Origin of the sequence: Chryseobacterium sp. CFS2, assembly GCF_036543225.1 — a bacterium.
Lineage (GTDB): Bacteria > Bacteroidota > Bacteroidia > Flavobacteriales > Weeksellaceae > Chryseobacterium > Chryseobacterium culicis_A.
Map to the genome: position 1 here is coordinate 162,238 of NZ_JAZHQU010000002.1, position 25,588 is coordinate 187,825.

Genomic DNA, 25,588 nt, shown 5'->3' on the forward strand with positions numbered 1-25,588 from the left:
GGATTGTAATCGACTGATTACAAATCAATTATATTTTCCCATTCAAAAACCGAAGGAAAACCTTTCTCCCAAAAATAGTTCTTATAGTCCCCAAATTTGGCACTCATTACAAAATCTCCGCCCCATGCCCCTAAACTTTTGACAAAAGAAGGGCAATCTGAGAATAGCTTCTCTTTAACTGTGGAAATTTCAAGAAAATTAGCGATTTTATGTTCATGAATCATCATTAATTCAGAAAAATTTTCCAATTCATTACATAACAATATTTTTTTTGTAAGATCAGAAAATTCATTAACCAATTCCGGAGACTTCTTTTTTGACTTGTAAAAATTGATTCCTTCTCTGCTATCCTGTTTCTGATTTAAGTGAATAAAAATCAATTCATTTTTAAAAGAAGGATTGAAATTAACCTTTTCATATTTTATTTCAGGTTTACTTTGGAAAAGAACGGCAGCCTTTTCTTTCGCCACCGCAATATCGTATCCACTGCCTCCTAAACTTATTGCATTAAGATAAAACGGGTCTATTCCGGCCCATTCTGAAAGATTATTCATCAGGGTAGAACTGCTCCCAAGTCCATAGTCTGGTGGAAACTGAAGGTTTGTTTTTAAATGATAGGTAAGATCAGTCTTGAATTTCTGATGAGAAAGCTGCTGAACATTTTTTAAGGTTTTGGTAATAAATTCAGCGCTTGATGGAATGTTGGTTTCTAAGATCTGCCATGTTTTATAATCAATAACAGCTTTCAACCATAATGTATTCTGATGATAAGCCTCCCAAATAATCAGAGATTTTTTATCATCTGTTTCTTCAAAAAAAAACTCTTGTCCCAGCTTGGTAGGTACCGCTAAGACAAGAGCTCCATCGATTGCGAAATATTCTGAAGTAAGCATAAGCTTGCCCGGTGAAAATATCGCGTTCATATATTTTTGAATTAGATTGCAGAAGCAGATTCTACGGATCCGTCAATTTTCTTGATCAATCCCTGAAGGGTTTTTCCCGGTCCTACTTCTACGAAATTAGAGGCACCGTCTTTAATCATGTTCTGAACAGATTGTGTCCATTTTACAGGACCGGTAAGCTGAGCGATCAGATTTTGTTTGATCTCATCAGGATTTGTTACCGCTGTTGTAGTGATATTCTGGTATACAGGAATGGTTGCTTTTCTGAATTTTGTTTTTTCAATAGCTGCTGCCAGTCTTTCCTGTGCAGGCTGCATTAATGGTGAGTGGAAAGCTCCGTTTACCGGTAACAGTAATGCTCTTTTAGCTCCTGCTTCTTTCAGCTTTACGCAAGCTTCTTCTACAGCAAGTGTTTCTCCTGAGATTACCAATTGTCCCGGACAGTTATAATTTGCAGGAACAACAATTCCGCTGATCTGTGCACAAATCTCTTCAACCTTAGCATCCTCTAATCCTAAGATCGCTGCCATAGAACTTGGATTTGCATCACAAGCTTCCTGCATAGCTTTTGCTCTTTCAGAAACTAATTTCAAACCGTCATCAAAAGATAAAACTCCGTTGGCAACTAAAGCCGAAAACTCTCCTAAAGAGTGTCCTGCTACCATTTCAGCGCCAAGACCATTTACGGCTTTTAATGCGGCTACTGAATGTATAAATATTGAAGGCTGGGTAACCTCTGTTTTCTTAAGATCCTCATCCGTTCCGCTGAACATCATGGAAAGAATGTCGAAACCTAAAATTTCATTGGCAGATTCCATCAGATCTTTAATATCTTTTCTAGAATCATACAATTCTTTTCCCATTCCTACGAACTGAGAACCCTGCCCTGGAAATACAAGTGCTTTCATGTATTGAATTAAATATTATGCAAATATAACTATAATGTTAACAATATTCTTTTAAACAGTTATAAATCATTTAAGGTACTAACCTGATTACTCTATAACCAGTATTTACATAAGCACCATTAGCTTTAGATTTTACAAACTCAAATTTTGTAGCAAGCTGAGTCTGAACTTTATTCATCTGTTTAAATATCTCTCCTTTTTTATTTTCTCTGGTTAACATGTCGTTGACAACATCAAAACCTACGATAGCATATTTTGGTGGAGTTTTGCAGTATTTGCTTTTATAGGCAGCCAGAATTTCTTTTTCAAAATTACCGTCAGTATTAATCTTTCTATCCATCAGATATACCAGACTTGCCTGGCTCAGCTCATCTACTTTCTTTTCAAAAACAGGAGAATAGAACATACTGAAGGCTTTTACTCCCTGTACTTCTTTAGAAACGGCGATTATTCTGCTGGCAAAAGCATCTCCTGCCGCATTATCATCATTCGCTAAAATAGCAATAACCGGAGCAGATTGTCCTGTCATCATATTCTGGTCAGGCTGAATATCTGCCGGAGAATTCACAATAATGATATTAGGATTTTTCACCGCTTTTTCAAGTCCTGCTTTGATGTAGTTGGCATTTTCTTTTTTAGAATCTGCCACGATATATATTTTTTGATCTGAATAGGTACCTTTAACTTCTTCCACAATCTTGTCAGCATAAGTCTGATTGTTCGTTTCTACGATAATAAGATTGCTGTAGTTATAGAGTTCCGGAGTATTGGCAAATGGCGCTACTACCGGGATTTTCTGATTTTTTGTAAAATCAAGAACATCAATTACATTGGATTTGAAGAATGGACCGATAATAAGATCTGTATTATCCGGATTAATCTGCGTCAAAGAATTTTTAAATGAAGCTTCATTTCCTGAGTCTACTACTTTAATATCCAGTTTTTGTCCACCTCTTGCATTTCTTTCGATGGCAAGTTTAGCACCAGTCAAAAAGTCAAGAGCCATTGCTCTGTATTGGGTTTCATTTGTACTGTACCCGAAAGGAAGCATTAGGATAACACTTAAAGCATCACCGTTTTTCTTCACATAAGCAGCATCCTGCTTCTTGATTCTTAGAACCATTCCGGTTTTCAAGCCATGTGAAAGGTCTGGGTTCAGAGCAATAAGTTCATCTATGGAAACACCGAATTTATTAACGATAGAAAATACTGTATCTCCCTGCTGAACCGTATAGGTAACATAATCATCACCTGCTACAACATTGGAAGCAGCTGTTGATTTTTCGTTCCCGGAATCCATTTTTGCTTTTGGATTTGAAGGTTCAGTAGGCGTGTCGGTGTTGGTATTATTTGCAGTGGATGTTTTTATTTTGATGGTATCCCCAGGCTTAAGTCCTTTTTCTTCCAATCCTGGATTTAAAGCAAAAAGATCCTGCTGGCTGATGCCAAACTGTTTTGTAATTCTGTAATAATTATCTTTAGACTGAATCACATAAGACTCTCCTTCTACAGCAGTGGTAACAGTTGTAGGTGTAATGGTGGTTATGTTTTTTTCTACGGCAGGTTCAGCATGTCTTTCTCCTGTTACAGCCTGTTGCTCTCCGCCATATTTTTTTATGCTTGCAAGAGGTAAAGTAATCTCATCTCCGATTTTCATGTGAGAATCCAGCTCAGGATTCAATTTTCTTAAATCAGTTTCGGAAATTCTGTATTGTTTTGTAATACCATAGATGGTTTGCTTTGGCAGTAAAACAATTTTACCTAGAGAAGAAGCACTTGTAGTTGAAGTTACTTTTTCTGTTGGAGCTGTTTTTGTCACAGCCGGAGTGGCTGCTTTATCTGATTTTATTGTTAAAACATCTCCGATGGCCAATTTGCCATCTTTATGTTTTGGGTTTAGCTTCAGCAATTCATCTACAGTCATTCCATACTTTTTGGCAATGTTGTAAGGATTATCACCTTGCACAACCGTATGTGATTTCTGGGCTGAAACTCCCAAAACCATACATAAACTGGATAGAATAAAAAACCTCTTTATCATATTCGATAATTATAATTTACAAAAATACTTCTTTAAAATTAAATGGCAACAATTATTAATTTGGAATCATCAACCACCATTTCTTCCAAACAATTTTCAAGCCATGAATATCCATAATCTGAAAAGAATACACTAAAGTTATATACTCTTTCCTGCCATGTTTTAGCAGGATGAACATCTAAAAACAGATTTTCAAGTCTTTCCAGCAATTCATTCTGTTTTATTTTCTCAGCATGAAGCAGGCGTTTTTTCATTCTTTTAAATGATTTTAATTGCCGTACCTCTTCTGCCTTCACCATATTTCCAAAAGATCTTTCAGTAGTTTCAGCAGCTCTTTTCAACTCCGAAAAATTACGGATCAGCCATTCTTCTTTTTCTTCCAGCAGCTGCAAAATAGGGTTATCTTTTAAAATCTTCTGATTGGTAAGTACCGTGAAGTTCTGGAAAAAGTCGTCTATTTTAAGATCCAGTTTCTCAATTTTCCCTATTATTTTCTCCTTCAGGAAAAGCATAGAGTTTCTTGGAATCAGAATAGGGAAAGGAATCGTAATTTTTGAGAAATAGTCTTTCAGTTCCAGCCAGTACATGATTTCGGCATTTCCACCGATATAAGCCAGGTTTGGCAATACATTTTCCTGGTACATCGGGCGCATTAATGCATTGGGACTGAATTTTTCAGGATGATTTTCCAATTCAGCCAGGATCTCCTCTTCTGTAAACTGAATTGCTTTATCTACAATGATATAGTTCTGTCCGTTATATTCAATTCTGTCTCTGGTATCAGAAAGGTAGAAAAGGTTAATTTCACGAGGATTCACCTGAACCTTTCCATATTTCTCTGTCAGAAAATCTACTTTATCTTTAGCTGTTTTTTGTAAGCTGAAGTTCAGAAGTTCATCTTTAAAAATTGCCTTCATCTGCTCTTTAAGATCCTTAGAATCTCCATCTACAATCAAAAGCCCGAATTCTGAAAAAAGACGGTTAACAAGAATCTTAATAGCTTCCGTTAAGGTATTTCCTGTTTTGTAAGCTTCTTTCATCATTAAGATCAGCTCTGTTCCGAAAATAGAATCTTTAAATTCTTTTTCAAATTCCGAAATAAAATAGGTATCACTGATTTCAATTCGACCTACCGGACCTCCGGATTTCTCGTTGGTTTCGTAATAATTATTTTCGGTTTTAAAATGATTGATCTCAGCAAAGTCATGATCCTCTGAAGCCATCCAATACACCGGAACGAAATTAAAATCCGGAAAGTTCTCTTTCAGATAACTGCATGTCTTGATGGTCTGAAGAATTTTATACACAAAGAACACAGGCCCTGAAAATAAATTCAGCTGATGTCCTGTTGTAATGGTGAACGTATTGGGCAGCTTAGTATTCTCAATATTTTCTCTTTGCTTTGAAGAAAGGGAAAGGCTTGCAAGCTGGCCTTCGAACACATCTGATAAAATGCTCCTTTTCTCTGCTGTGAAAGAATCTTTTTTCAGATGAATCTGCTGCCTGAAATGATCCAGGGAAAATGTATTATTTTCAAAACCCTCAATTTTTTGATTTAAAAAATCTTTTACCAACTGAGGAATGCTTTCTATATCGTTAAATGATATTTTATTAATTGTTTTCAACCTGTATAGTTTTTAGTTGAACAAATACCACACAATTCCAATATTCAATCTGAAATCATACACCGGATAATGTGGAAATGCATATGCTTTGTTATTGGAAATAACAGTTCCTATCTGCTGACCTTCTATGAAAAAGAACATTTTTTTCACTTTCATATTAATATAGATATCGGCGATAGGCTGTCCTCCAATTGAAAATGAATTGGCGTTAGGAAGGATATATTCGTTAAGAACAGGGAAATAATCTCTTGATGCAAATTTAGAAAAATAGTATACTTTAACTCCTGCCTGAATTTCTGCTGCTTTTTTGAAAGCCTGTGTCTGGTAGAAGAAATTGGCTCTCCCAATAAAGCCTGGCATAGGAAGCAGTTCTTTGTTTGTTAAAGTATTCTGGAAATGCACTCTTGTATTCAGATGGAATTTGTTGAAGCTGAAAGTAGCATCTCCTCCAATCTGAGAGATATTCACTGAGTTATTACTTTGCTTAGGACTTCCGTTACTGTCAAAATAAGTATAGTTATCAATTCTGAAATAATTGGCAAAGATTTCTGTTTTAAACCATTTTAGATTAATACTTCCTCCCACTTCCATTACAGATTGGTTCTTTGCATTTTCAAGGTAGTAATTGAAATTATTGTAAACGGAAGTATTCAGTAAGTAATTGAATGAAGGGTATGCACTCTGGAAGTTCACTTTTGCATTAACAAAATAATCTTTGATAGGTTCAAACTTCAGATTATTGGTTGTTTTCAGGTAACTTTTAAACTGGCTTCCGTTTGAAAATTCAAGGAATGAGTTCAGCTGGATTTTATCCCAAAGTTTTACCTGCAGATTTCCTACAGCTCCAATTCTGTTTTCTTTTAGCTCACCCGGGAAAGGTACTCCATTAAGGGCAACAACGTCTCTTATTCCTAATTTGATCATCTGATAGCGTACCCCGGCATCCAGTTTGAATTTTTCATTATTAAAAATCAAGCTTAATGTATTACTGAAGTTTTCAGAGTATTTTTTGGTTGTCAGTGGAAACCCATTCACTAAATCCGTAGGATCATCATACCAATAAGACTCCAATCCAGTTTGGTTATAATAATATTTATTCCCCTGATGAGAAATAATATGTCTTATGCTGAAAGGAAATTTCCCGGAGTTGAAAGGCGTAAACTGATGGCTCAGATAGTATCTTCTGTAAGAAAACTGCGAGCTTGAAGAGGCCAGATTTACCTGTGCGTTTTGCCTGTTGCTATAATTACTATCCCCATTCATAAACAGGTTATCCTCTGTAATACCACCACTTTCCTGATTGTTTACATTCTGGTGAAGATAGTGAGCAAAGAGCTCATAATTGCCACTTTTTGAAACATAGTGTCCTGAGAAAAGGGTATTATTATTTGCTGACAATGAGTTTCTGTAAAGTCCCTGAGAACGAAGTCCCATGTATTCAAGGGCAAAATTGAATCTTTTCCCGATGTTCTGGGTGTAGGTAGATCTTAGAGCGGCTCCGTTTCGCATGGCATTGTGATAAACAAAGGTAGCGGTAGGTGTTTTTACATCGTAATATTTCACATCATTTGCTCCAATGATCATATACGATTTATTGGATGGCAATAAGGAAAGGTTTTCCTCAGCATTTACTTCGAATACAAGAGGGTTAAATCCAGAGCCAATATTGGCAGGCTGTACTCTTCCAAAGTTATCTTTATTATTTTGTTGTGAAAAGATATACGTTTTATCAAAAGTCATTACCGTATCAAAAACTTTCTTTTCGGAAAACTGAGTCTGATACTGGTAATCATTAATGGTAGGTTTGAAAATTTTCAGGGAATCTTTCTTCCCGGAATCAATCACAAGGGTGTCTTCTTTCTGTGGTTGAGGCTTAGCGTCTGCTTTATTAACAACCTGAGCCTTGGCTATAAAACCTAAAGAGAAGAGTATGAAAAGGATGTACTTCATTATTGATTATTGTACAGCAAAAATAAGAAATAAAAGAACATAAAAAACCCCTGCTTTGAGCAGGGGTTCTATATTGAATGATTATTCTATGATTAATAACCAGGGTTTTGCTGAATCTGTGGATTGTTATCAATTGCTCCTTGAGGAATTGGTAATTGCCACTTATGACTTGCAACAGGAAGCGACAAAACAGTCGCCGGGTTTCCTGCTCCATTAGATTCCGGACCGAAGTTAGATCTTTGAATAGGTAGAGCAAGTCTCTTTAATGTAAAGAATCTGTCTGTTTCAAATGCTAACTCTAATCTTCTCTGTAACATAATTGCATTCCAAAGATTTTGACCAGATTCTGTTCCTGGAACAAAACCAGTATATCTTTGTGCTCTTAATGTATTTAATAACCCTAGAGCTCCAGCTTCATTTCCTTTCTTAAACATTGCTTCAGCAACATTTAAAACTACTTCTGAAGTTCTTAAATACTTAACATCCACAGCTTCAATTGGCTTGTCTGTAGCTTGTTTGTATTTAATTACGTTATTATAGTTCTTACCATTAAAAGGAGAAGTTATAATATAAGAAGATTTTCTGATATCTGTATCTAGGAATTTAGTATATAGATCATAGTCAACAACATATTCCGACTTAATCTGACCTCCTACAGTCTGGTTATAAGCAGAACCTGTTTTAATGTTTTCAATACTTGAGTTCAATACTTTGAATAATACTCCATCAGTAGAAGTATCGTTCCAGATATTTTTGAAAGTTCCGATTGCTCCTACACTTGGTTTCAAAGCGATAGATTTTTGTCCCCAAAGAATCGCATTATCATAGTCACCTTTATATAGATATACTCTTGATAACATACCTTGTACAGCAGCTTTTGTCAGTTTACCAACATTTGCTGATTGCGTAATGTTTTGTTCAGCGAAAAGTAAATCATCAAGAATTCTGTCATAAACCTGATTTACGTTTAAGTTTCTTGTCGTTATTAAAAACGGATCGAATTTATCTACATATGCAATACCCATTGAAGTTCCCGCATCAGCAGACTGAGTAGGTATTTTACAATATCTTCTAACAATATCAAAGTGAGTAATTGCACGAAGACCTCTTGCTTCAGCTTCGATATTGGTTCTGAATGCTCCTGCAGGTAAATTATTAATCTTATCAAGAACTGCATTAGCTCTAGCTGCCACAGCATAACCTGCTCCATACACAGAAGTAATCTCTCCTACGTTTCCAGCAAAGTTTAAGTTGTAACCATCATTATTAGATCTTCTTCCCTGAGGATTCTGAATTAAGTTATCTGAAAGAATATCTGGAATAATTAATTGGCTATTATCTCCAGCATAGTACCCTCCTGCTTTGAATGCATCATAAGCATAATCAACACCTCTTCTGAAATCTCCTTCAGTTGTATAATAGTTATCTACAATCAGTCTATCATTTGGCTGTACACTTAAATCATCAGTACAAGATGTTGCGGTGAAAGCAAGTGATGCAAATAATACTATTCTTACTATATTTTTTTTCATGATAAAATTGAATTAGAAGTTAACTTGCACTCCCATTAGGAATGTTCTTGTATTTGGATAGTTGTATAAGCTTAAAGCTCCTGGAATAAATGCTCCATTGTTAATCTGAGTTTCAGAAGCTACAGCGATTTCTGGATCCCCTGTAAAGTTAGTCCAAAGCGCTAAGTTCTGACCAGAACCGTATACTCTGATACTGTTTACAGGAAGTTTCTCACCTAAGAATTTCTTATCAAATGTATATCCAATTTCTACTGATCTTAGTCTTACGAAATCTGTTTTTTGTAAGAATTGATCTGTTGTTTGAAGACCATTTACGTTAGGTTTTGGCAATACATCCTTATCACCTGGGTTTTTCCAGTAGTTAAATGCATCTGTGCTTAAGTTTTGGTTATAAGCAGAGAAGTCAACAAGGTTTTGTCCTACAATATTGTAGCTATATCCTCCTGTCTGGAAAGAGAAATCTGCATTTAAGTCAAATCCTTTATATCTGAAAGTTGTTCCAAAACCTCCATAAGCACTTGGTAATGTAGATTTTCCTGGTAAGAACTGAGCATCACCTGAGCTATATACATTGGTGATAGAGCCATCAAGTTTGTAGTACAATGCATCTCCATTAGTAGGATCTACCCCTGCACTTTTAACCATTTTAAATACTGTTGGCTCATTTCCGATACTCATAAATGTGTAACCGTCTAAACTAAGCTGAGTGTTAGTTCCATACAAGCTCTTCACATTATATTTAAGCATTGAAATGTTTCCTCTTACTGACCAGTCAATATCTTTACTTCTGATGATATCAACATTTAATTCAGATTCTAAACCTTTGATTTCAATATTTCCGGCATTAGTAACACTCGAGAATAAATATCCTCCACCTTCATATTGAGTACTTGGAATTGCATAAAGGAAATCTTTTCTGTCATCCTTAAATACTTCCGCACTTAGTTTAACTCTGTTATTCCACATTACAAAGTCAACCCCTAAGTTTTGAGATGTTTTAGATTCCCATTTAAGGTTTTTATTTCCTACGTTATTAGAAGGACCTGATGTAGGATCTAAACCATAGTCACCAGATACAATAGAAATAAGGTTTTGGTAATCAGCAAGAGCAGAGATATTACCTGTTGTACCAATACTATATCTGAATTTGATATCATTGAAGAAAGGTACATCAAAGAAAGATTCTTTTGCTAAGTTCCATGCTGCTGAAGCAGACCAGAAGTTACCATATTTATTACCTTCTCCTAATCTTGAGTTTCCATCTCGTCTGATGGATCCTGATACAATATATCTATTAGCGTAGTTATAGTCAACAACTCCTAATAAACTCACGTAGTTTGTTGTAGTTGTATTACCTGTAACAGCAAATGGAGTAGCTGCAGAACCTACGTCAGTAATATCTGGTCCTAGCATAACTCTTTTTGTACCGGATAAACTACCGAATTGTTCCTGGCTATATTCAAATGCAGCAACTGCAGATACTTTATGTTGTCCAAAAGATCTTGTAAAGTCGAATCTGTTGTTAAATACATATGTCCAGAAATCTGATCTAGTATCTCTGATACTTCCATCCGGATATCCATATACTTTAGCAATATCTGAACCTTTTCTTACAACATATTTGTTTTTTCTAAGGTCATAGATCGTACCGAAAGTAGATTTAAATGATAATCCTTTAAAGAATTCGTATGTACCAAAAACCTGTCCTGACAATCTAGTTCTCCAATCTGTTGTCACCTCATTTCTTCTAAGGTCAATTGGGTTAATAGAGTTTGTTGTAGGGTTAAATGAACCATTTGGATTATAAATTGGCTCATATGGATTCAATGAATATACTGAATAGAATGGGCTTAATGCGTTATATGAAAAACGTTGATCCTGGGTCTTAACATTTACGATACCAAAATCAAAACCTAACTTCATTTTATCAGTAATCTTCTGGTCGAAGTTAAATCTTGCATTATATCTTTTGAAACCCTCTAATTCTTGTAGGATCCCTGAGTCAGAATCATAACCGATAGAAGCATAATATGAGTTTTTATCTCCTCCACCTCTTACAGATAAGTTGTGGTATTGAATGCTTGAGTTTCTTAAAATTTCTTTTGACCAATCATGATCTTGTGCTAGCAACTGAGCTTTTTCCTGCTCTGTATAAAGTGGGTTTGGATTAATTCCAATAGTAGACATCTCATCTTCAAACTGAATCTTTTGTGCAGTATTCATCATTTTGAAGTTGATATCTTTTGGCTTATAAGCAAAACCAAATCTTGTATCATATGTAATGGCAGGTTTTCCTAACTTACCTCTTTTAGTGGTAACTACGATAACCCCGTTTGCTGCTCTAGCTCCATATACAGCTGTAGAAGCTGCATCTTTCAATTCTGTAACACTTTCAATATCTGTTGGAGGGATCGAGTTAAACTGACGTTGAGTCATGTAAACACCATCAACCACAAATAATGGATCAGATGCTCCTAAAGTAGAAGAAACGTTAATAGCTCCTCTAATTCTAATTGATCCTGGTTCTCCTGGCTTACCAGAGTTTGTAGACACCTGCAAACCTGACATCTTACCTTGAAGCATGTTTGTAATACCTGTACTTGAAGCTGACATTCTAGTTAATTCTTCACCAGATACTACAGAAACAGCTTGGGTAACTTCTTCTTTTTTCTTTTTTTGTACCCCAACTACAACAATCTCATCAATTACTTTAGTATTTGCTGTATCTTTTTTAGTTGTTTGCGCAAAAGCGGATTGTCCTAAAAAGAACATAACTCCTGCACTCAATACACATAATTTAACATTCATATTAACAAATTTTAATATATTTTAGCAACAAATATGTTAATAAATATTAACACTAGCAAATTTTTAACTTACATAAAATGAGATATTTTTAACAACAAACAGTGATTATAGCTTAAATTATAAATATATCGCAATTTTAAAAGGACAAAAAAGCTTAAAATTCAAACAAAATATAAAAACAAACACTTTAAATATCTAATTCATAAATTGATATTTTTTTATTTATAATCATTCTAAACTAAAATATTGAATAAATTTAGCTTTTAAGACCATATTTACATATAAAAAGAAGAAAATCCCCATATTTCATTCACAATCTCAACCAATTATCACCAAACCATCTTTTTTCCATAATGTTGATGTAATGAATTTTGGAAAGTCTCGCATAAAAGTATCAAAATGCTAAGCGTGTAGCCAATGGGTTACATAAAAAATCACATATCAACATATAAAAGCACCGAAATATTCTAACTGAAAAAAATTAACCAATACAAGAAATAAGACTAATAAAATACTTGACACCTTTATAAAAGACATAAAAAAAAAGTGCCATCTCATGAGATGGCACTTTTATCTATTATACTAAGATATTATTTAAGTTTTTTCTTAACAGCTACTTCTTCGTATACTTCAAGAATATCGCCTGTTTCAATATCATTATATCCTTTAAGGTTCAGTCCACATTCGTAACCTTTTGTTACTTCCTTCACATCATCTTTGAAACGTTTTAAGCTTTCAAGCTCTCCGTCGAATTTAACAATACCATCTCTTAACAGACGTACTTTGGATTGTCTTGTTACTTTTCCGGTAAGAACCATACAACCTGCAATTGTTCCCACTTTAGAAATTTTGAATACTTCACGGATTTCAACATTACCAATTACCTGCTCCTGAATTTCCGGCGAAAGCATTCCTTCCATTGCTTCTTTTACCTCATCAATGGCTTTATAGATTACAGAATATGTTCTGATCTCAATTTCTTCACGGTCTGCAAGTTCTTTTGCATTAGCACCTGCTCTCACATTGAATCCAATGATAATAGCATCTGACGCTGCCGCTAGGTTGATATCAGATTCAGTGATCTGTCCAACCCCTGAGTGAAGAATTTTCACACTGATTTCCTCTGTTGACAATCTTTGTAACTGATCAGAAAGAGCTTCTACAGAACCATCCACGTCTCCTTTCAGGATAATATTCAATTCTTTGAATTCTCCTAAAGCAATACGTCTACCTAATTCCTCAAGTGTTGTATGTTTCTTGGTTCTGATTGACAATTCTCTCTGTAACTGTTCTCTCTTGTTGGCAATAGCCTTACCTTCACTTTCATCAGCATATACTCGGAACTTATCACCTGCAGTAGGTGCTCCGTCCAATCCTAAGATCGTTGCCGGAATAGATGGTCCTGCTTCATTAAGGTTTTTACCTCTTTCATCAAGCAAAGCTTTTACTTTACCGTGATTTTTACCTGCTACTACATAATCACCCACTCTTAGAGTTCCGGTTTGTACCAACATTGTTGCTACATAACCTCTACCTTTATCTAAAGATGCTTCAATAACAACTCCATTTGCTGCACGTTCAGGGTTTGCTTTCAACTCAAGCATTTCAGCCTGTAGTAAAACTTTCTCTAACAATACATCTACATTGTTACCAAATTTAGCCGAAATCTCCTGCGCCTGAACATTACCACCCCATTCTTCTACTAAAACCGGAGGGTTTAAGCCTGAAAGCTGTTGACGGATGTTATCAGGGTTTGCGTTCGGTTTATCAACTTTATTGATTGCAATAATCATTGGAACCTGAGCAGCCTGAGCGTGAGCAATAGCTTCTTTCGTCTGTGGCATCACATCATCATCAGCAGCAATTACAATAATTGCAATATCCGTGATCTGTGCACCTCTTGCTCTCATCGCTGTAAAGGCTTCGTGACCAGGTGTATCTAAGAAGGTAATTCTCTGACCGTTTTCCAGTTTCACATTATAAGCACCAATGTGCTGTGTAATTCCTCCTGATTCCCCAGCAATTACGTTGGTTTTTCTCACGTAGTCCAATAATGAAGTCTTACCGTGGTCAACGTGTCCCATTACAGTAACTACAGGAGCTCTTTGCAATAGGCTTTCTTCAGTATCCACTTCTTCTTCTGAATCCGTATCTTCAAGATCAGCATCCGAGAATTCAATTTTGTAACCAAATTCATCTGCTACTAATAATAAGGTATCAGCTTCAAGTCTCTGGTTCATGGTAACCATTACCCCTAATGAGAAACAAGCAGAGATTACTTCAGTTGGAGAAACATTCATCAAACTAGCCAGTTCACCTACTGTGATGAATTCTGTTACTTTAAGAGTTCTGTCTTGTGCTTCAAGCTCCTGCTGACGCTCATCCTGCTCTCTACGGAAAGTTCTTTTGTCTTTTCTGTGTTTTGCAGATTTAGATTTCCCTCCTTTATTAGTAAGTTTTTCTAATGTTTCTTTGATCTGGTTTTTAACTTGTTCGTCAGTAAGCTCAACTGGCATAACTCTTTGTCCAGGTCTGTTGTTCTGGCCTCCTTTTTTGAAGCCACCACCACCTTGGCCCTGACGGTTTCCACCACCCTGGTTATTTCCAAAACGGTTTCCACCCTGGCCTCCCTGACCTTGCGGACGGTTTCCTTGACCACCCTGACCCTGGCGGTTTCCACCTTGTCCACCCTGACCTTGCGGACGGTTTCCTTGGCCTTGACCACCTTGGTTATTGTTATTATTATTTCCTGAGTTTTGATTATTCCCCTGACCTTGTTGGTTATTCTGGCCACCAGGTTTTTCAATTCTCTTTCTTTTCTTTTTTGCTCCGGCACCTGGCTTCGGCGCAAACTGAGTTAAGTCAATCTTTTCCCCAACGATCTTAGGACCATCAAGTTTCTGATATACTGTCTCAATTTTCTGTGGTTCCTGAGATTCAGGCTCAGCCTCTACTTTTGGAGTTTCCACTTTTTTCTCCTCTACAACTACTGGTTTTGGAGTTTCTTTTACAGGTTCCACAGGTTTAACTTCTTCTTTTTTCTCCTCCATTTTTGGCTTGTCTTTTTTCACAGGTCTGTTTCTAGATTCTATTTGAGACAAATCAATTTTATCCAAAACTTTAAATTCCTGCTTTTCAGGTACTGCTTTAACTTCCGGCTGTTGTTCTTCTTTCACGATTTCTTCTTTCTTTTCTTCAACCGGTGCTGCAACAGGAGCCACAGGAGCTGCAGGAGCTTCTTCAACTTCAGGCTTCTTAGGTTCTAACTCTATTTTACCTAAAATTCTAGTTTCTGGTTTATTTGCTTTAGCTCTTATCACTTCAGGGGTTTTCTTTTCTTCAATTTCCAGTTTTTCTTCCGGAACTTTAGTGATCACCACCTCATGGGAAGCCTTTCTTTGTTCGCCGTCTTTAGCAAACTCAGCCTCCAATGCAGAATATGCCGATTCTTCCAATTGAGCGTTAGGATTGCTTTCAACTTCGATACCCTTTGATTGTAAAAACTCTACTAATCTGGACATCGAAATATTGAATTCCTTAACCGCTTTATTTAATCTAATTTTTGGCATTTATATTATTTACTGTTTTTAATTTTTAAAATTAAAGTATTTCTTTTTTACTGTTTATTAAAATTTATTTAAAATCTTAATCTTCAAATTCTTCTCTCAGAATACGTTTAACCTCTTCGATTGTTTCTTCTTCAAGGTCAACCATATTTAAAAGACTCTCAGTTTCTTTATCCAATACTGATTTTGCAGTTGTAAGTCCTACTTTCTTAAACTCATCCAAAATCCACTGCTCGATATCGTCGTTAAATTCTCTCAATTCAACATCATCATCCTCGCTGGACTCTCTGTACACATCAATCTCATATCCTGACAACCAAGAAGCCAGTCTAATATTCTGTCCTTGTTTTCCAATTACTTTAGAAATCTCTTCAACAGGAGTATATACTAGTGCATAGTTTTGTTCCTCATTGATGTCAATTTTATTGATGGTAACATTTCCTAATGCTCTCTTCACCAAAATCTCAGGGTTTTTAGACCACTGAATAACATCGATGTTTTCATTTCTCAACTCTCTTACAACACCATGAATTCTGGATCCTTTCACCCCAACACAAGCTCCTACCGGATCAATTCTGTCATCATAAGCATCTACTGCAATCTTCGCCTTTTCACCAGGAATTCTTACTACCTTTTTCAGCATAATTGTTCCGTCCTGGATCTCAGGAATTTCCAGCTCTAATAACTTCTCAAGGAATTTAGGTGCAGTTCTGGAAATAATAATCTGTGGTTTAGAACCTTTAAAATCTACTGTCTCAACAATAGCTCTGATATTCTCACCCTTTTTAAAGAAATCGGATGGGATCTGGTTTTCTTTTGGTAAAATAAATTCATTTCCTTCATCATCCAACAAAATCACATGCTTGTGACGGATATGGTGGATTTCCCCTACAACAATTTCCCCAATTTTATCTCTAAACTGTTCGTACAGCATTGCATTATTATGCTCCTGAAGTTTTGTAGCCAGAATCTGCTTAAGGGTAAGAATATTTCTTCTTCCCAATTGCGCAACAGGAATTTCCATTGTAAAGTCCTCACCTACTTCGAAGGTAGGGTCAATCTTCTTAGCTTCAGAAATTTCAATTTCCAAATCATCATCTTCAGACATTTCGTCCTCTACAATTGTTTTATTTAAAAATATCTGAAAATCTCCTTTATCCGGGTTTACAATCACATCAAAATGATCATCTGAATCAAATCTCTTTCTTAAAAGAGTCTTCAGTGAATCTTCAATAATTGCCATAAGATCAATCTTACTGATCCCCTTTTCGTCTTTAAAATCACCAAAGGATTCAATCAACGCTATATTATCCATCTATTCTTTTTTCTTTTTAAAATTTAATTACTACTAATGCTTTTTTGATCTCAGGATAAGAAATCTCTTTCTCTTCCTCCACATCTACTTTTCCTTTTCCGATATCTTTCGGCTTGCGGTAACGTAAAACAAGTGTGATCTTCTCATCATCTACTTTTGACAATTCTCCTTCAATTTTAGAAGAATCTTCCAGCATTACCTCAATTTCTCTTCCAATATTTTTACCGAATTGTCTTGGTGTGGATAATGGCTCGCTCAGTCCTGCAGACATCACCTGAAGGCTAAAGTCATGCTCTTCACGATCCATATTAAATTCAATTGCGCGGCTTGCATCAAGACAATCCTGCAAAGAAACTCCGTTATCACCATCCAAAATCACTGTAATATCATCCCCTGCAGAAATTTTAAGATCAATAAGAAACAGATCTTTTCTGGTCTCAAGGAATTCATTTAATAATTCTTCAATTCTTTTTCTAAACTCCATATATTTTTATCTTGATTTACAGTACGAAAAAAGGCTTTCTTCCGAAGCCTTCCCATTTTTTCCGTAAATCCATTGCAAATATAAGCTTTTTTTCTAAAAACACAAAATTATCTTAAGTATCAAGTAAATAGCGCCAGATTCATTTACAATAAATTAAAAGAATATGTCAGAGGATTTTTATTACTTTTGTCTTTAGAATTTTAAAACAAACATTTTGAATATAACGATTGTAGGAACAGGTTATGTGGGATTAGTTACAGGAACTACTCTGGCAGAACTTGGCAATTCAGTATACTGTGTTGATATTGATGAAAAAAAAGTAGAAGGTATGAAAAACGGCGTTGTTCCCATCTATGAGCCGAACCTTGAAGAAATGTTTTTAAGAAACATCCAGTCTGAAAGATTATTTTTCACTACCAACCTTAAGGAAGCTTTAGACAAAAGCGAAGTAATATATCTTGCACTGCCAACCCCTCCGGGTGAAGACGGATCTGCAGATTTATCTTATATCCTTCAGGTAGCTAATAATATTGGTGATCTGATGACTGAGTACAAAGTCATTGTAAATAAAAGTACTGTTCCTGTAGGAACCGCAGACAGGGTAAGAGAAACGATCTCTTCTAAAACAGACATTCCTTTTGATGTCGTTTCAAATCCTGAATTCTTAAGAGAAGGCTTTGCCGTTGAAGACTCCATGAATCCCTCAAGAGTCGTTGTAGGTGCCAGCTCAGAAAGAGCAAAAGATATTATGTCTAAAATATATCAGCCTTTCACCAATATCGGAATTCCTATTATTTTTATGGATGAGAAGTCTTCAGAACTTACCAAATATGCCGCGAATTCATTTTTAGCGGTAAAAATCACCTTTATGAATGAGATTGCCAACTATTGTGAAAAAGTAGGCGCTGATGTAGACAAGGTAAGACTGGGAATGGGTAGTGATGACAGAATCGGGCATAGATTCTTATTCCCGGGAATCGGATATGGCGGAAGCTGTTTCCCTAAAGATGTAAAAGCTCTTATAAAATCCGGAAAGCAGGAAGATTTTAATTTCCAGATTCTTGAAGCTACGGAAAAAGTAAATACAACCCAGAAAGTAATCTTAGTCTCTGAAATTGAAAAATATTTTGGCGGAAATATTGAAGGAAAGAAAATTGCCATGTGGGGACTCGCCTTCAAAGCAAACACAGACGACATCAGAGAAGCTTCGTCTTTAGACAATATCGCGCTTCTGCTGGAGAAAGGAGCGGAGATTATAGCGTATGATGCCGTAGCAGAAAGCAATGTTCAAAAACTTCTAGCCAATAAAATACAATATGCCAAAGGAATGTATGATGCACTGGAAGATGCAGACGCATTATTTATTGCTACAGAATGGCCTGAATTCAAAAATCCTAATTTTGAGCTTATGGCTAAAAAAATGAAAAACAAAGTCATTTTTGACGGTAGAAATATGTATCCCTTGGAAATCCCTGAACAAAACGGATTCCATTATAAAAGTATAGGAAGAAAGACCATCTCAAAATAAATAAATGAAAAACATTATCATTACAGGAGGTGCCGGATTTATCGGCTCCCACGTTGTAAGAGAATTTGTAAAAAACAATCCGGATACTAAGATCATCAATCTCGATGCTCTTACCTACGCCGGAAATCTGGAAAACTTAAAGGACATTGAAGATGAACCCAATTATGTTTTCGAAAAAGCAGATATTACAAAACCCGAAGAACTCAGAAAAGTTTTTGAAAAATACAACCCTGATGCTGTTGTACATTTAGCAGCAGAAAGCCACGTAGACAGAAGTATTACCGATCCAATGGCGTTTATCAATACCAATGTAAACGGAACAGCTAATCTTCTTAATCTTTGTAAAGAGTTCTGGACATTAAATCCTGATCATACTCATGGCAGATTCCCGGATGAAAAAAGAAACAACCTTTTTTATCACATTTCTACAGATGAAGTATATGGAAGCTTAGGGGAAACAGGTTTCTTTTTAGAAACAACATCCTATGACCCTCAATCACCATATTCCGCTTCAAAAGCGGCTTCAGACCATCTGGTAAGAGCGTATGGAAATACCTATGGAATGCCATTCATCGTATCGAACTGTTCTAACAACTACGGCCCGAATCATTTCCCTGAAAAGCTGATTCCACTTTGTATTTCTAATATTATCAACGAAAAACCGCTTCCTATTTATGGTGACGGAAAGTACACCAGAGACTGGTTATTTGTCATTGACCATGCCAGAGCCATTCATCAGATTTTTAAGGAAGCAAAAACCGGTGAGACCTATAATATTGGAGGATTCAATGAGTGGCAAAATATTGATCTTGTAAAAGAGCTGATTAAACAAATGGATGCCAAACTGGAAAGACCGGAAGGCTATTCTGAGAAACTGATCACTTTTGTAAAAGACAGACCAGGTCATGATAAACGTTACGCCATTGATGCCACAAAATTAAATAAAGATTTAGGCTGGAAACCATCGGTAACTTTCGAAGAAGGTTTAGGAAAAACCATCAACTGGTATCTGGAAAACAAAGAATGGCTTGAAAATGTAACCAGCGGAGATTACCAAAAGTATTACGAAAAGCAATATTCGTAAAATGAAAAAGTACTTATTTATATTTTTCGTGATTTTCTCAGCTTTGTTGTATTCGCAATCTGTCATTCAGACCAAATATCCCACTGAAACCCAAAAGAAACTTATTGATAAGCTTATTGAAGTAAGTGGATATAATGACTCATTGATGAAAACAGCCAACTTACTATTGTTCAGAAAGTCTATGCAGCATGAAAATGGTAAAAATTTCGAAATTTTAAATACAGAAGAAAAGAAAATCATCCTTAATAGAATAAGACATAATTATTCAGAAAAAGATAAACTCTATTTTGATTTCATGAATTTGACTGAAAAGAATCTGATGAATTTGATTCAATTTTATGATGAAAATCCGAATTTGAAATCCAGTAATTATATATTTTCCTCAGATATTATAATTCATAATCTGGACAATGAAATCAGCCATGAAGTCAATAAGATTTTAAAAGAAAAATCCACACAATAAAAATGAAAGGAATAATATTAGCCGGAGGTTCCGGAACAAGACTTTACCCTCTAACAATCGCAGTAAGCAAGCAGCTGATGCCTGTTTACGACAAACCCATGATCTACTATCCTCTTTCCACATTACTTTTAGCAGGAATAAAGGATATTCTCATCATCACTACTCCACATGACCAGGCAGGTTTTATCAAACTTTTGGGTGACGGTTCCCAAATCGGCTGTAATATAGAATATGTTGTACAGCCTAGCCCGGACGGTTTAGCACAAGCTTTTATTCTGGGTGAACAGTTTATTGGTAATGATCCCGCTGCACTGGTATTGGGTGATAATATTTTCTACGGTTCGGAAATGGGAACGTTGCTTAAGAATAAAACCAATCCTGAGGGAGGTGTTGTTTTCGCTTACCATGTTGCAGATCCGGAAAGATATGGGGTTGTAGAATTTGACAAAGATCTTAAAGCTGTTTCTATTGAAGAAAAGCCTTTAAAGCCTAAATCAAATTATGCTGTTCCCGGTTTATATTTCTATGATAATACAGTAGTGGAAATTGCCAAAAACATCCAACCTTCCGCAAGAGGAGAACTGGAAATTACCGATGTCAATAATGTTTATTTAAATAACGAAAAGCTTGAAGTAGCTGTTCTGGACAGAGGTACGGCATGGCTGGATACCGGAACATTCGATTCTCTTCATGATGCTTCAGAATTTGTAAGTGTTATTGAAAAAAGACAGGGATTCAAGATCGGGTGTATTGAAGAAATTGCCTTCAGAAACAAATTCATTGATGAAGAAAAACTTCTGAAAACAGCTACTAAATACGGAAAAAGCGGTTATGGTGAATACCTGAAACAGCTTATAGAAAAATAACAATATAGTTTATAAAATTTGCACACTATTGGCTTTATGGCCAATAGTTTTTGTTCATACCGTCAAATATCAATATATTAGTTGTTGATTTTTAGTTTTATTGACAATGAAAATTCATAAACTAAGAAATACGGTAAGAATTAATTATTATAAATTTGCAAAAACTTACACAGATGAATGAACCACAACAGAAGTGGACTGAAACGATTGATGCTGATCATTCGTTATTTGACTTAAAGCTAAAAGAAGTCTGGAGATACAAAGATCTTGTTTATATGTTTGTAAAAAGAGATTTTGTGTCCAGTTTTAAGCAGACTATTTTAGGACCGATCTGGTTTTTTATCAATCCCATCTTAACAACCATCGTATATCTGGTTATTTTTGGAAGAATTGCCAAATTGCCTACAGATGGAGCTCCGCCTCTTCTTTTTTATCTGGCAGGTGTTACCCTTTGGAATTATTTTTCTTCTTCATTAGTAGCAACATCTTCTACTTTTACAGGGAATGCCGGAATTTTTGGAAAAGTCTATTTTCCAAGACTGGTTACTCCTTTATCGATTGTCCTTTCCAACCTTATGAGGTTTGGAGTACAGTATGTTTTATTCATCATTGTATGGGCCTATTATTACTATAAAGGAGAAGTTCATCCTAATGTATGGATTCTTGCAACTCCATTCCTTATATTCTTAATGGCTCTTTTTGCATTAGGAATGGGAATGATATTTTCTTCCCTTACGACAAAATATAAAGATTTGGCAATGCTGTTAGGATTTGGGGTAAGCTTATATATGTATGCAACTCCAGTAATATACCCTGTCTCATCACTCCCTGGATTTTTTAAAAAACTGGCTTATTATAATCCTTTAACGGGTATTTTTGAATGCTTTAAATATGCATGGATTGGTGTAGGAGACTTCTCCCCTGCTATGCTGGGAATCAGCACAATTATTATTCTGATCCTTTTAGTGATAGGAATTGTTGTCTTCAATAAGGTGGAAAAAACCTTTATGGACACCGTATAGATTTTACTAGTAACCTTTTTATTAATTTTAAATCATTTAAGAATATGCTGTCTTTAAAAGCAGAAAATATATCAAAACAATACCGTCTGGGACAGGTGGGTACAGGAACTCTTTCCCATGATCTCAACAGATTCTGGTATAAAATAAGAGGAAAGGAAGATCCTTATCTGAAAATTGGTGAAACCAATGACAGAACAACAAAAGGATTATCTGAGTATGTATGGTCTCTTCGCGACATTAATTTTGAAATCGAACAGGGAGATGCTGTTGGAATTATTGGAAGAAATGGAGCAGGAAAATCAACCTTATTAAAGGTTTTAAGTAAAGTTACAAAGCCTACTACCGGAAAAATATACAACCATGGAAGAATTGCATCCTTACTTGAGGTAGGAACAGGGTTCCACCCTGAAATGACTGGACGTGAAAATGTCTTCCTTAACGGTGCTATTTTAGGAATGACAAGAAAGGAGATCAAAAGGAAGTTTGACGAGATTGTAGATTTTTCAGGTGTTGAAAGATATATAGATACTCCTGTTAAAAGATATTCTTCAGGAATGTATGTCCGTCTTGCGTTTGCAGTGGCGGCTCACTTAGAATCTGAAATCCTTATTGTAGACGAAGTATTGGCAGTGGGAGATGCAGAATTTCAGAAAAAATGTCTCGGTAAAATGAATGATGTAACGAGAGGAGAAGGTAGAACGATCCTTTTCGTAAGTCATAACATGACTGCTGTTAAAGAATTATGTTCAAAAGGAATTCTTTTAAATCAAGGAAAAATCGATTACCAGGGGGATATTCTAAATACAATCATAGAATATCAAAAAAGTAGTGCAAGAGCAAGCTCTTACTTCTATAATGGTAATTTAGATGAAGCTTTGGGTAATGAAAATATCCGTATAAAAGAATTTTCCGTTTCGCCAATCAATGGAAAGCTTATTGATATTGACTCTGGGATTCGTGTAAAATTGGTTTTCCAAAACTACTGCCCGGATATAATGCTTGACACAACATTTGAATTAAAAAATTATGAAGAATTGGTAATTTTCCATGTTGGAAAATCTGTTTCTGAGAATCACGATTCAAAAGTAGGCGAATATTCTGTAGAATTTGATATCCCAGCAGGTTTTTTGAATGCTGGAAATTATTATTTCAGACTTTACTTCGGTAAGGATCAGAGAATACTTTTATACGGAATTGACGAATTTATTGGATTTGAAGTAGAAAATGTAAAAGTTGGAAAAATGATGCACATCTATCCAGGAGTCACCAGACCATTCTTTGAATACAAAGTACAAACACCATGATCCCCAAAATAATAGAACTTCCCAAAATATATGATAAAAGAGGAAATCTATCCTTTTTTGAACATCCCAATCAATTACCTTTTGAAATAAAGAGAACATACTGGGTATATGATGTACCCGGAGGAGAAGTGAGAGGAAGTCATGCTTTCAAAGAACAGCAAGAGTTTATTATTGCTCTTTCAGGAAGTTTTGATGTGGTAATCCATAATGGAAAAGAAGAGCAGAGATTTTCTTTAAACAGATCTTACTATGGCTTATATATTCCTAAAATGTTTTGGAGAAGATTGGAAAACTTTTCAACGAACTCACTAGCACTTATTGTTTCCGACAGAGAGTATAACGAAAGTGATTACATAAGAGATTTCGAAGAATTTAAAATATTGGCTGATGAAAAATAATATTTCTGTATTTGACTGTAATGTTATTGATTTAGGTAAAATCAGTTTTGATGAAGGCAACCTTACAGTGGTTGAAAACAATTCATCTTTTCCTTTTAATGTAAAAAGAGTTTTCTATTTATATGATATTGCCGGGGGTGAAAGCAGAGGAGCTCATTCCCATAAAGAATGTCATCAATTTTTGATTGCTGCAAGTGGCAGTTTTGAAGTTTCTTTAGATGATGGAAAATTTAAGCGACAGGTTTTTCTTAACCGTCCTGATTTAGGATTGCATATTCCTCCCGGGATCTGGGCTTCAGAAATTAATTTTTCTTCTGGTGCTATTTGTCTTGTACTGGCTTCACATACTTATAATGAAAAAGATTATATCAGAAATTATGAAGACTTTTTAAGTTTTCATCAACTTAACCTTGTAGAATATACTCCGGAAATATTGAGTAAATCCTGGGATTGGCTCAATGAACCGGAAATTAAACACTTAACAAGCACTCCTGATTTTTCAAAAGATGACCAACAAAAATGGTTTGCTTCCCTCAATCAAAATCCAACATATTGGGTTAAAGGTATCCGGTACAACAATACCATTATTGGAGTTGCTGGTCTTAAAAACATAAATATGGATGATAAATCTGCCGAATATTTCGGATATATAGGAGAAAAAGAATATTGGGGAAAAGGATTAAGTACTGAAATTTTCAAACACATTTTTAAATTTGCCAAAGAAGAATTCAATTTAAAAAGTCTCTATTTAAAGGTTATAACAGAAAATACAAGAGCTATAAAAGCTTATGAGAAAGCTGGTTTTGTAAAACAGAAATCTGAAGATTCTAATATCATCATGTCCATAAACTTATAAGATGGCTATTGAAATAAAAAAGTATAGAAAAGAATATTATGATCAGTGGAATCAATTCATAATAGAAAGCAAAAACGGACTTTTCTTTTTTGCCAGAGATTTTATGGAGTACCATTCAGATCGATTCAAAGACCACTCTCTTCTTATTTTTAAAAATAATAAGATCGCAGCTGTACTTCCTGCTAATGAATCTGAAAAACAGATTATTTCTCATGGCGGATTAACTTTTGGGGCTTTAATTCTATCTCATACTGTAAAGGCCAGTGAAGTTCTGGAAATTTTTACTGAAATAAAGAAATACTATTCTGACCTTTCTTTCAGTGAAATAATATACAAAGCGGTTCCCTATATTTTTCATAAATATCCTGCTGAAGAAGATTTGTATGCACTTTTTCGTAATGATGCCCATCTTTTCAGAAGAGACATTTCATCTGTTATCGATCTTTCACACCCTATCCGATTTTCAGAAACAAAAAGACAATTGGTAAGAAAGTGTAAAGAAAATAATGTAGCAGTCACAGAAAATACAAACTTCGAAGAATACTGGAGCTTACTTTCCTCTGTTCTTCAGAAATTTGATACAAAACCGGTCCATACAACAGAGGAAATCACTCTGTTAAAAGAAAAATTTCCAGAAAACATAAGACTTTTCGAAGCCAGGCAGGATGGCAGGATTTTGGCTGGTATTGTTATTTTTGATTTTGGAAATACCATTCATACCCAATATATGGCAGCCTCATCAGAAGGAAGGAAAGCAGGCGCATTGGATTTTATCAATCATTTTCTTTTGGAAAAATTCAATGACCGAAAATATTACAGTTTCGGAATTTCCACAGAAGACCAGGGCAAATATTTAAATGAAGGGCTAATTCAGCAGAAAGAAAACATGGGAGCAAGAGGAATTGCCTTAGATTTTTATTCAATTAAACTTTAAAC

The 25,588-nt window shown here is 35.4% G+C and carries 19 protein-coding genes; 9 read left to right on the plus strand and 10 right to left on the minus strand.

Features of this window, described 5'->3' with window-relative positions; genetic code table 11:
* Positions 1-17: 17 nt before the first annotated feature.
* The 10 genes from ODR02_RS04180 to rimP form a co-directional block, all read right to left on the minus strand.
* Positions 18-923 carry a GYDIA family GHMP kinase gene (locus ODR02_RS04180; protein WP_309511693.1) on the minus strand — a complete coding sequence of 302 codons (906 nt, stop codon included), beginning with the start codon at positions 921-923 and terminating at the stop codon, positions 18-20.
* Between the two features lie 11 nt (positions 924-934).
* Positions 935-1,810, minus strand: coding sequence for an ACP S-malonyltransferase (fabD, locus tag ODR02_RS04185; protein ID WP_209786217.1), 876 nt, complete (start codon positions 1,808-1,810; stop codon positions 935-937).
* Positions 1,811-1,880: 70 nt separating this feature from the next.
* Positions 1,881-3,851: a LysM peptidoglycan-binding domain-containing protein gene (locus ODR02_RS04190; RefSeq protein WP_309511694.1), complete on the minus strand. Its 1,971-nt coding sequence runs from the start codon at positions 3,849-3,851 to the stop codon at positions 1,881-1,883.
* Between the two features lie 38 nt (positions 3,852-3,889).
* On the minus strand, positions 3,890-5,476 hold the full coding sequence (bshC, locus tag ODR02_RS04195) for a bacillithiol biosynthesis cysteine-adding enzyme BshC (RefSeq protein WP_309511695.1): 1,587 nt from the start codon (positions 5,474-5,476) through the stop codon (positions 3,890-3,892).
* A gap of 12 nt (positions 5,477-5,488) precedes the next feature.
* Positions 5,489-7,426: a putative porin gene (locus ODR02_RS04200; RefSeq protein WP_309511696.1), complete on the minus strand. Its 1,938-nt coding sequence runs from the start codon at positions 7,424-7,426 to the stop codon at positions 5,489-5,491.
* Positions 7,427-7,518: 92 nt separating this feature from the next.
* On the minus strand, positions 7,519-8,958 hold the full coding sequence (locus ODR02_RS04205) for a RagB/SusD family nutrient uptake outer membrane protein (RefSeq protein ID WP_309511697.1): 1,440 nt from the start codon (positions 8,956-8,958) through the stop codon (positions 7,519-7,521).
* A gap of 12 nt (positions 8,959-8,970) precedes the next feature.
* Positions 8,971-11,766 carry a SusC/RagA family TonB-linked outer membrane protein gene (locus ODR02_RS04210; protein WP_209786221.1) on the minus strand — a complete coding sequence of 932 codons (2,796 nt, stop codon included), beginning with the start codon at positions 11,764-11,766 and terminating at the stop codon, positions 8,971-8,973.
* Between the two features lie 590 nt (positions 11,767-12,356).
* On the minus strand, positions 12,357-15,335 hold the full coding sequence (gene infB, locus ODR02_RS04215) for a translation initiation factor IF-2 (RefSeq protein ID WP_209786222.1): 2,979 nt from the start codon (positions 15,333-15,335) through the stop codon (positions 12,357-12,359).
* Between the two features lie 76 nt (positions 15,336-15,411).
* Positions 15,412-16,647: a transcription termination factor NusA gene (gene nusA, locus ODR02_RS04220; protein WP_105683265.1), complete on the minus strand. Its 1,236-nt coding sequence runs from the start codon at positions 16,645-16,647 to the stop codon at positions 15,412-15,414.
* A gap of 16 nt (positions 16,648-16,663) precedes the next feature.
* Positions 16,664-17,131: a ribosome assembly cofactor RimP gene (gene rimP / locus ODR02_RS04225; protein WP_105683264.1), complete on the minus strand. Its 468-nt coding sequence runs from the start codon at positions 17,129-17,131 to the stop codon at positions 16,664-16,666.
* Positions 17,132-17,345: 214 nt separating this feature from the next.
* On the opposite strand from rimP, the gene ODR02_RS04230 reads away from it, so the two are divergent.
* From ODR02_RS04230 to ODR02_RS04270, 9 genes are all read left to right on the plus strand, one after another.
* Positions 17,346-18,659, plus strand: a complete 1,314-nt coding sequence (locus ODR02_RS04230) for a UDP-glucose dehydrogenase family protein (RefSeq protein WP_309511698.1) — start codon at positions 17,346-17,348, stop codon at positions 18,657-18,659.
* Between the two features lie 4 nt (positions 18,660-18,663).
* Entirely contained in the window at positions 18,664-19,743 is a 1,080-nt protein-coding gene (gene rfbB, locus ODR02_RS04235) for a dTDP-glucose 4,6-dehydratase (RefSeq protein WP_209786224.1), read from the plus strand.
* Position 19,744: 1 nt separating this feature from the next.
* Positions 19,745-20,206 carry a hypothetical protein gene (locus ODR02_RS04240; RefSeq protein ID WP_209786225.1) on the plus strand — a complete coding sequence of 154 codons (462 nt, stop codon included), beginning with the start codon at positions 19,745-19,747 and terminating at the stop codon, positions 20,204-20,206.
* A 2-nt stretch (positions 20,207-20,208) separates the two neighbouring features.
* Complete coding sequence (rfbA, locus tag ODR02_RS04245) at positions 20,209-21,072, plus strand: glucose-1-phosphate thymidylyltransferase RfbA (protein WP_309511699.1); 864 nt, start codon at positions 20,209-20,211, stop codon at positions 21,070-21,072.
* A gap of 173 nt (positions 21,073-21,245) precedes the next feature.
* On the plus strand, positions 21,246-22,094 hold the full coding sequence (locus tag ODR02_RS04250; RefSeq protein WP_209786227.1) for an ABC transporter permease: 849 nt from the start codon (positions 21,246-21,248) through the stop codon (positions 22,092-22,094).
* A gap of 44 nt (positions 22,095-22,138) precedes the next feature.
* Positions 22,139-23,398 carry an ABC transporter ATP-binding protein gene (locus ODR02_RS04255; protein ID WP_209786228.1) on the plus strand — a complete coding sequence of 420 codons (1,260 nt, stop codon included), beginning with the start codon at positions 22,139-22,141 and terminating at the stop codon, positions 23,396-23,398.
* Positions 23,395-23,796 (plus strand): sugar 3,4-ketoisomerase, encoded by a 402-nt coding sequence (locus tag ODR02_RS04260; protein ID WP_209786229.1) that lies wholly within the window; start codon positions 23,395-23,397, stop codon positions 23,794-23,796. The genes ODR02_RS04255 and ODR02_RS04260 overlap by 4 nt, the downstream gene beginning before the upstream one ends.
* Positions 23,786-24,652 carry a GNAT family N-acetyltransferase gene (locus ODR02_RS04265; RefSeq protein WP_209786230.1) on the plus strand — a complete coding sequence of 289 codons (867 nt, stop codon included), beginning with the start codon at positions 23,786-23,788 and terminating at the stop codon, positions 24,650-24,652. The genes ODR02_RS04260 and ODR02_RS04265 overlap by 11 nt, the downstream gene beginning before the upstream one ends.
* A 1-nt stretch (position 24,653) precedes the next feature.
* Positions 24,654-25,586, plus strand: a complete 933-nt coding sequence (locus ODR02_RS04270; RefSeq protein WP_309511700.1) for a GNAT family N-acetyltransferase — start codon at positions 24,654-24,656, stop codon at positions 25,584-25,586.
* Positions 25,587-25,588 lie beyond the last annotated feature (2 nt).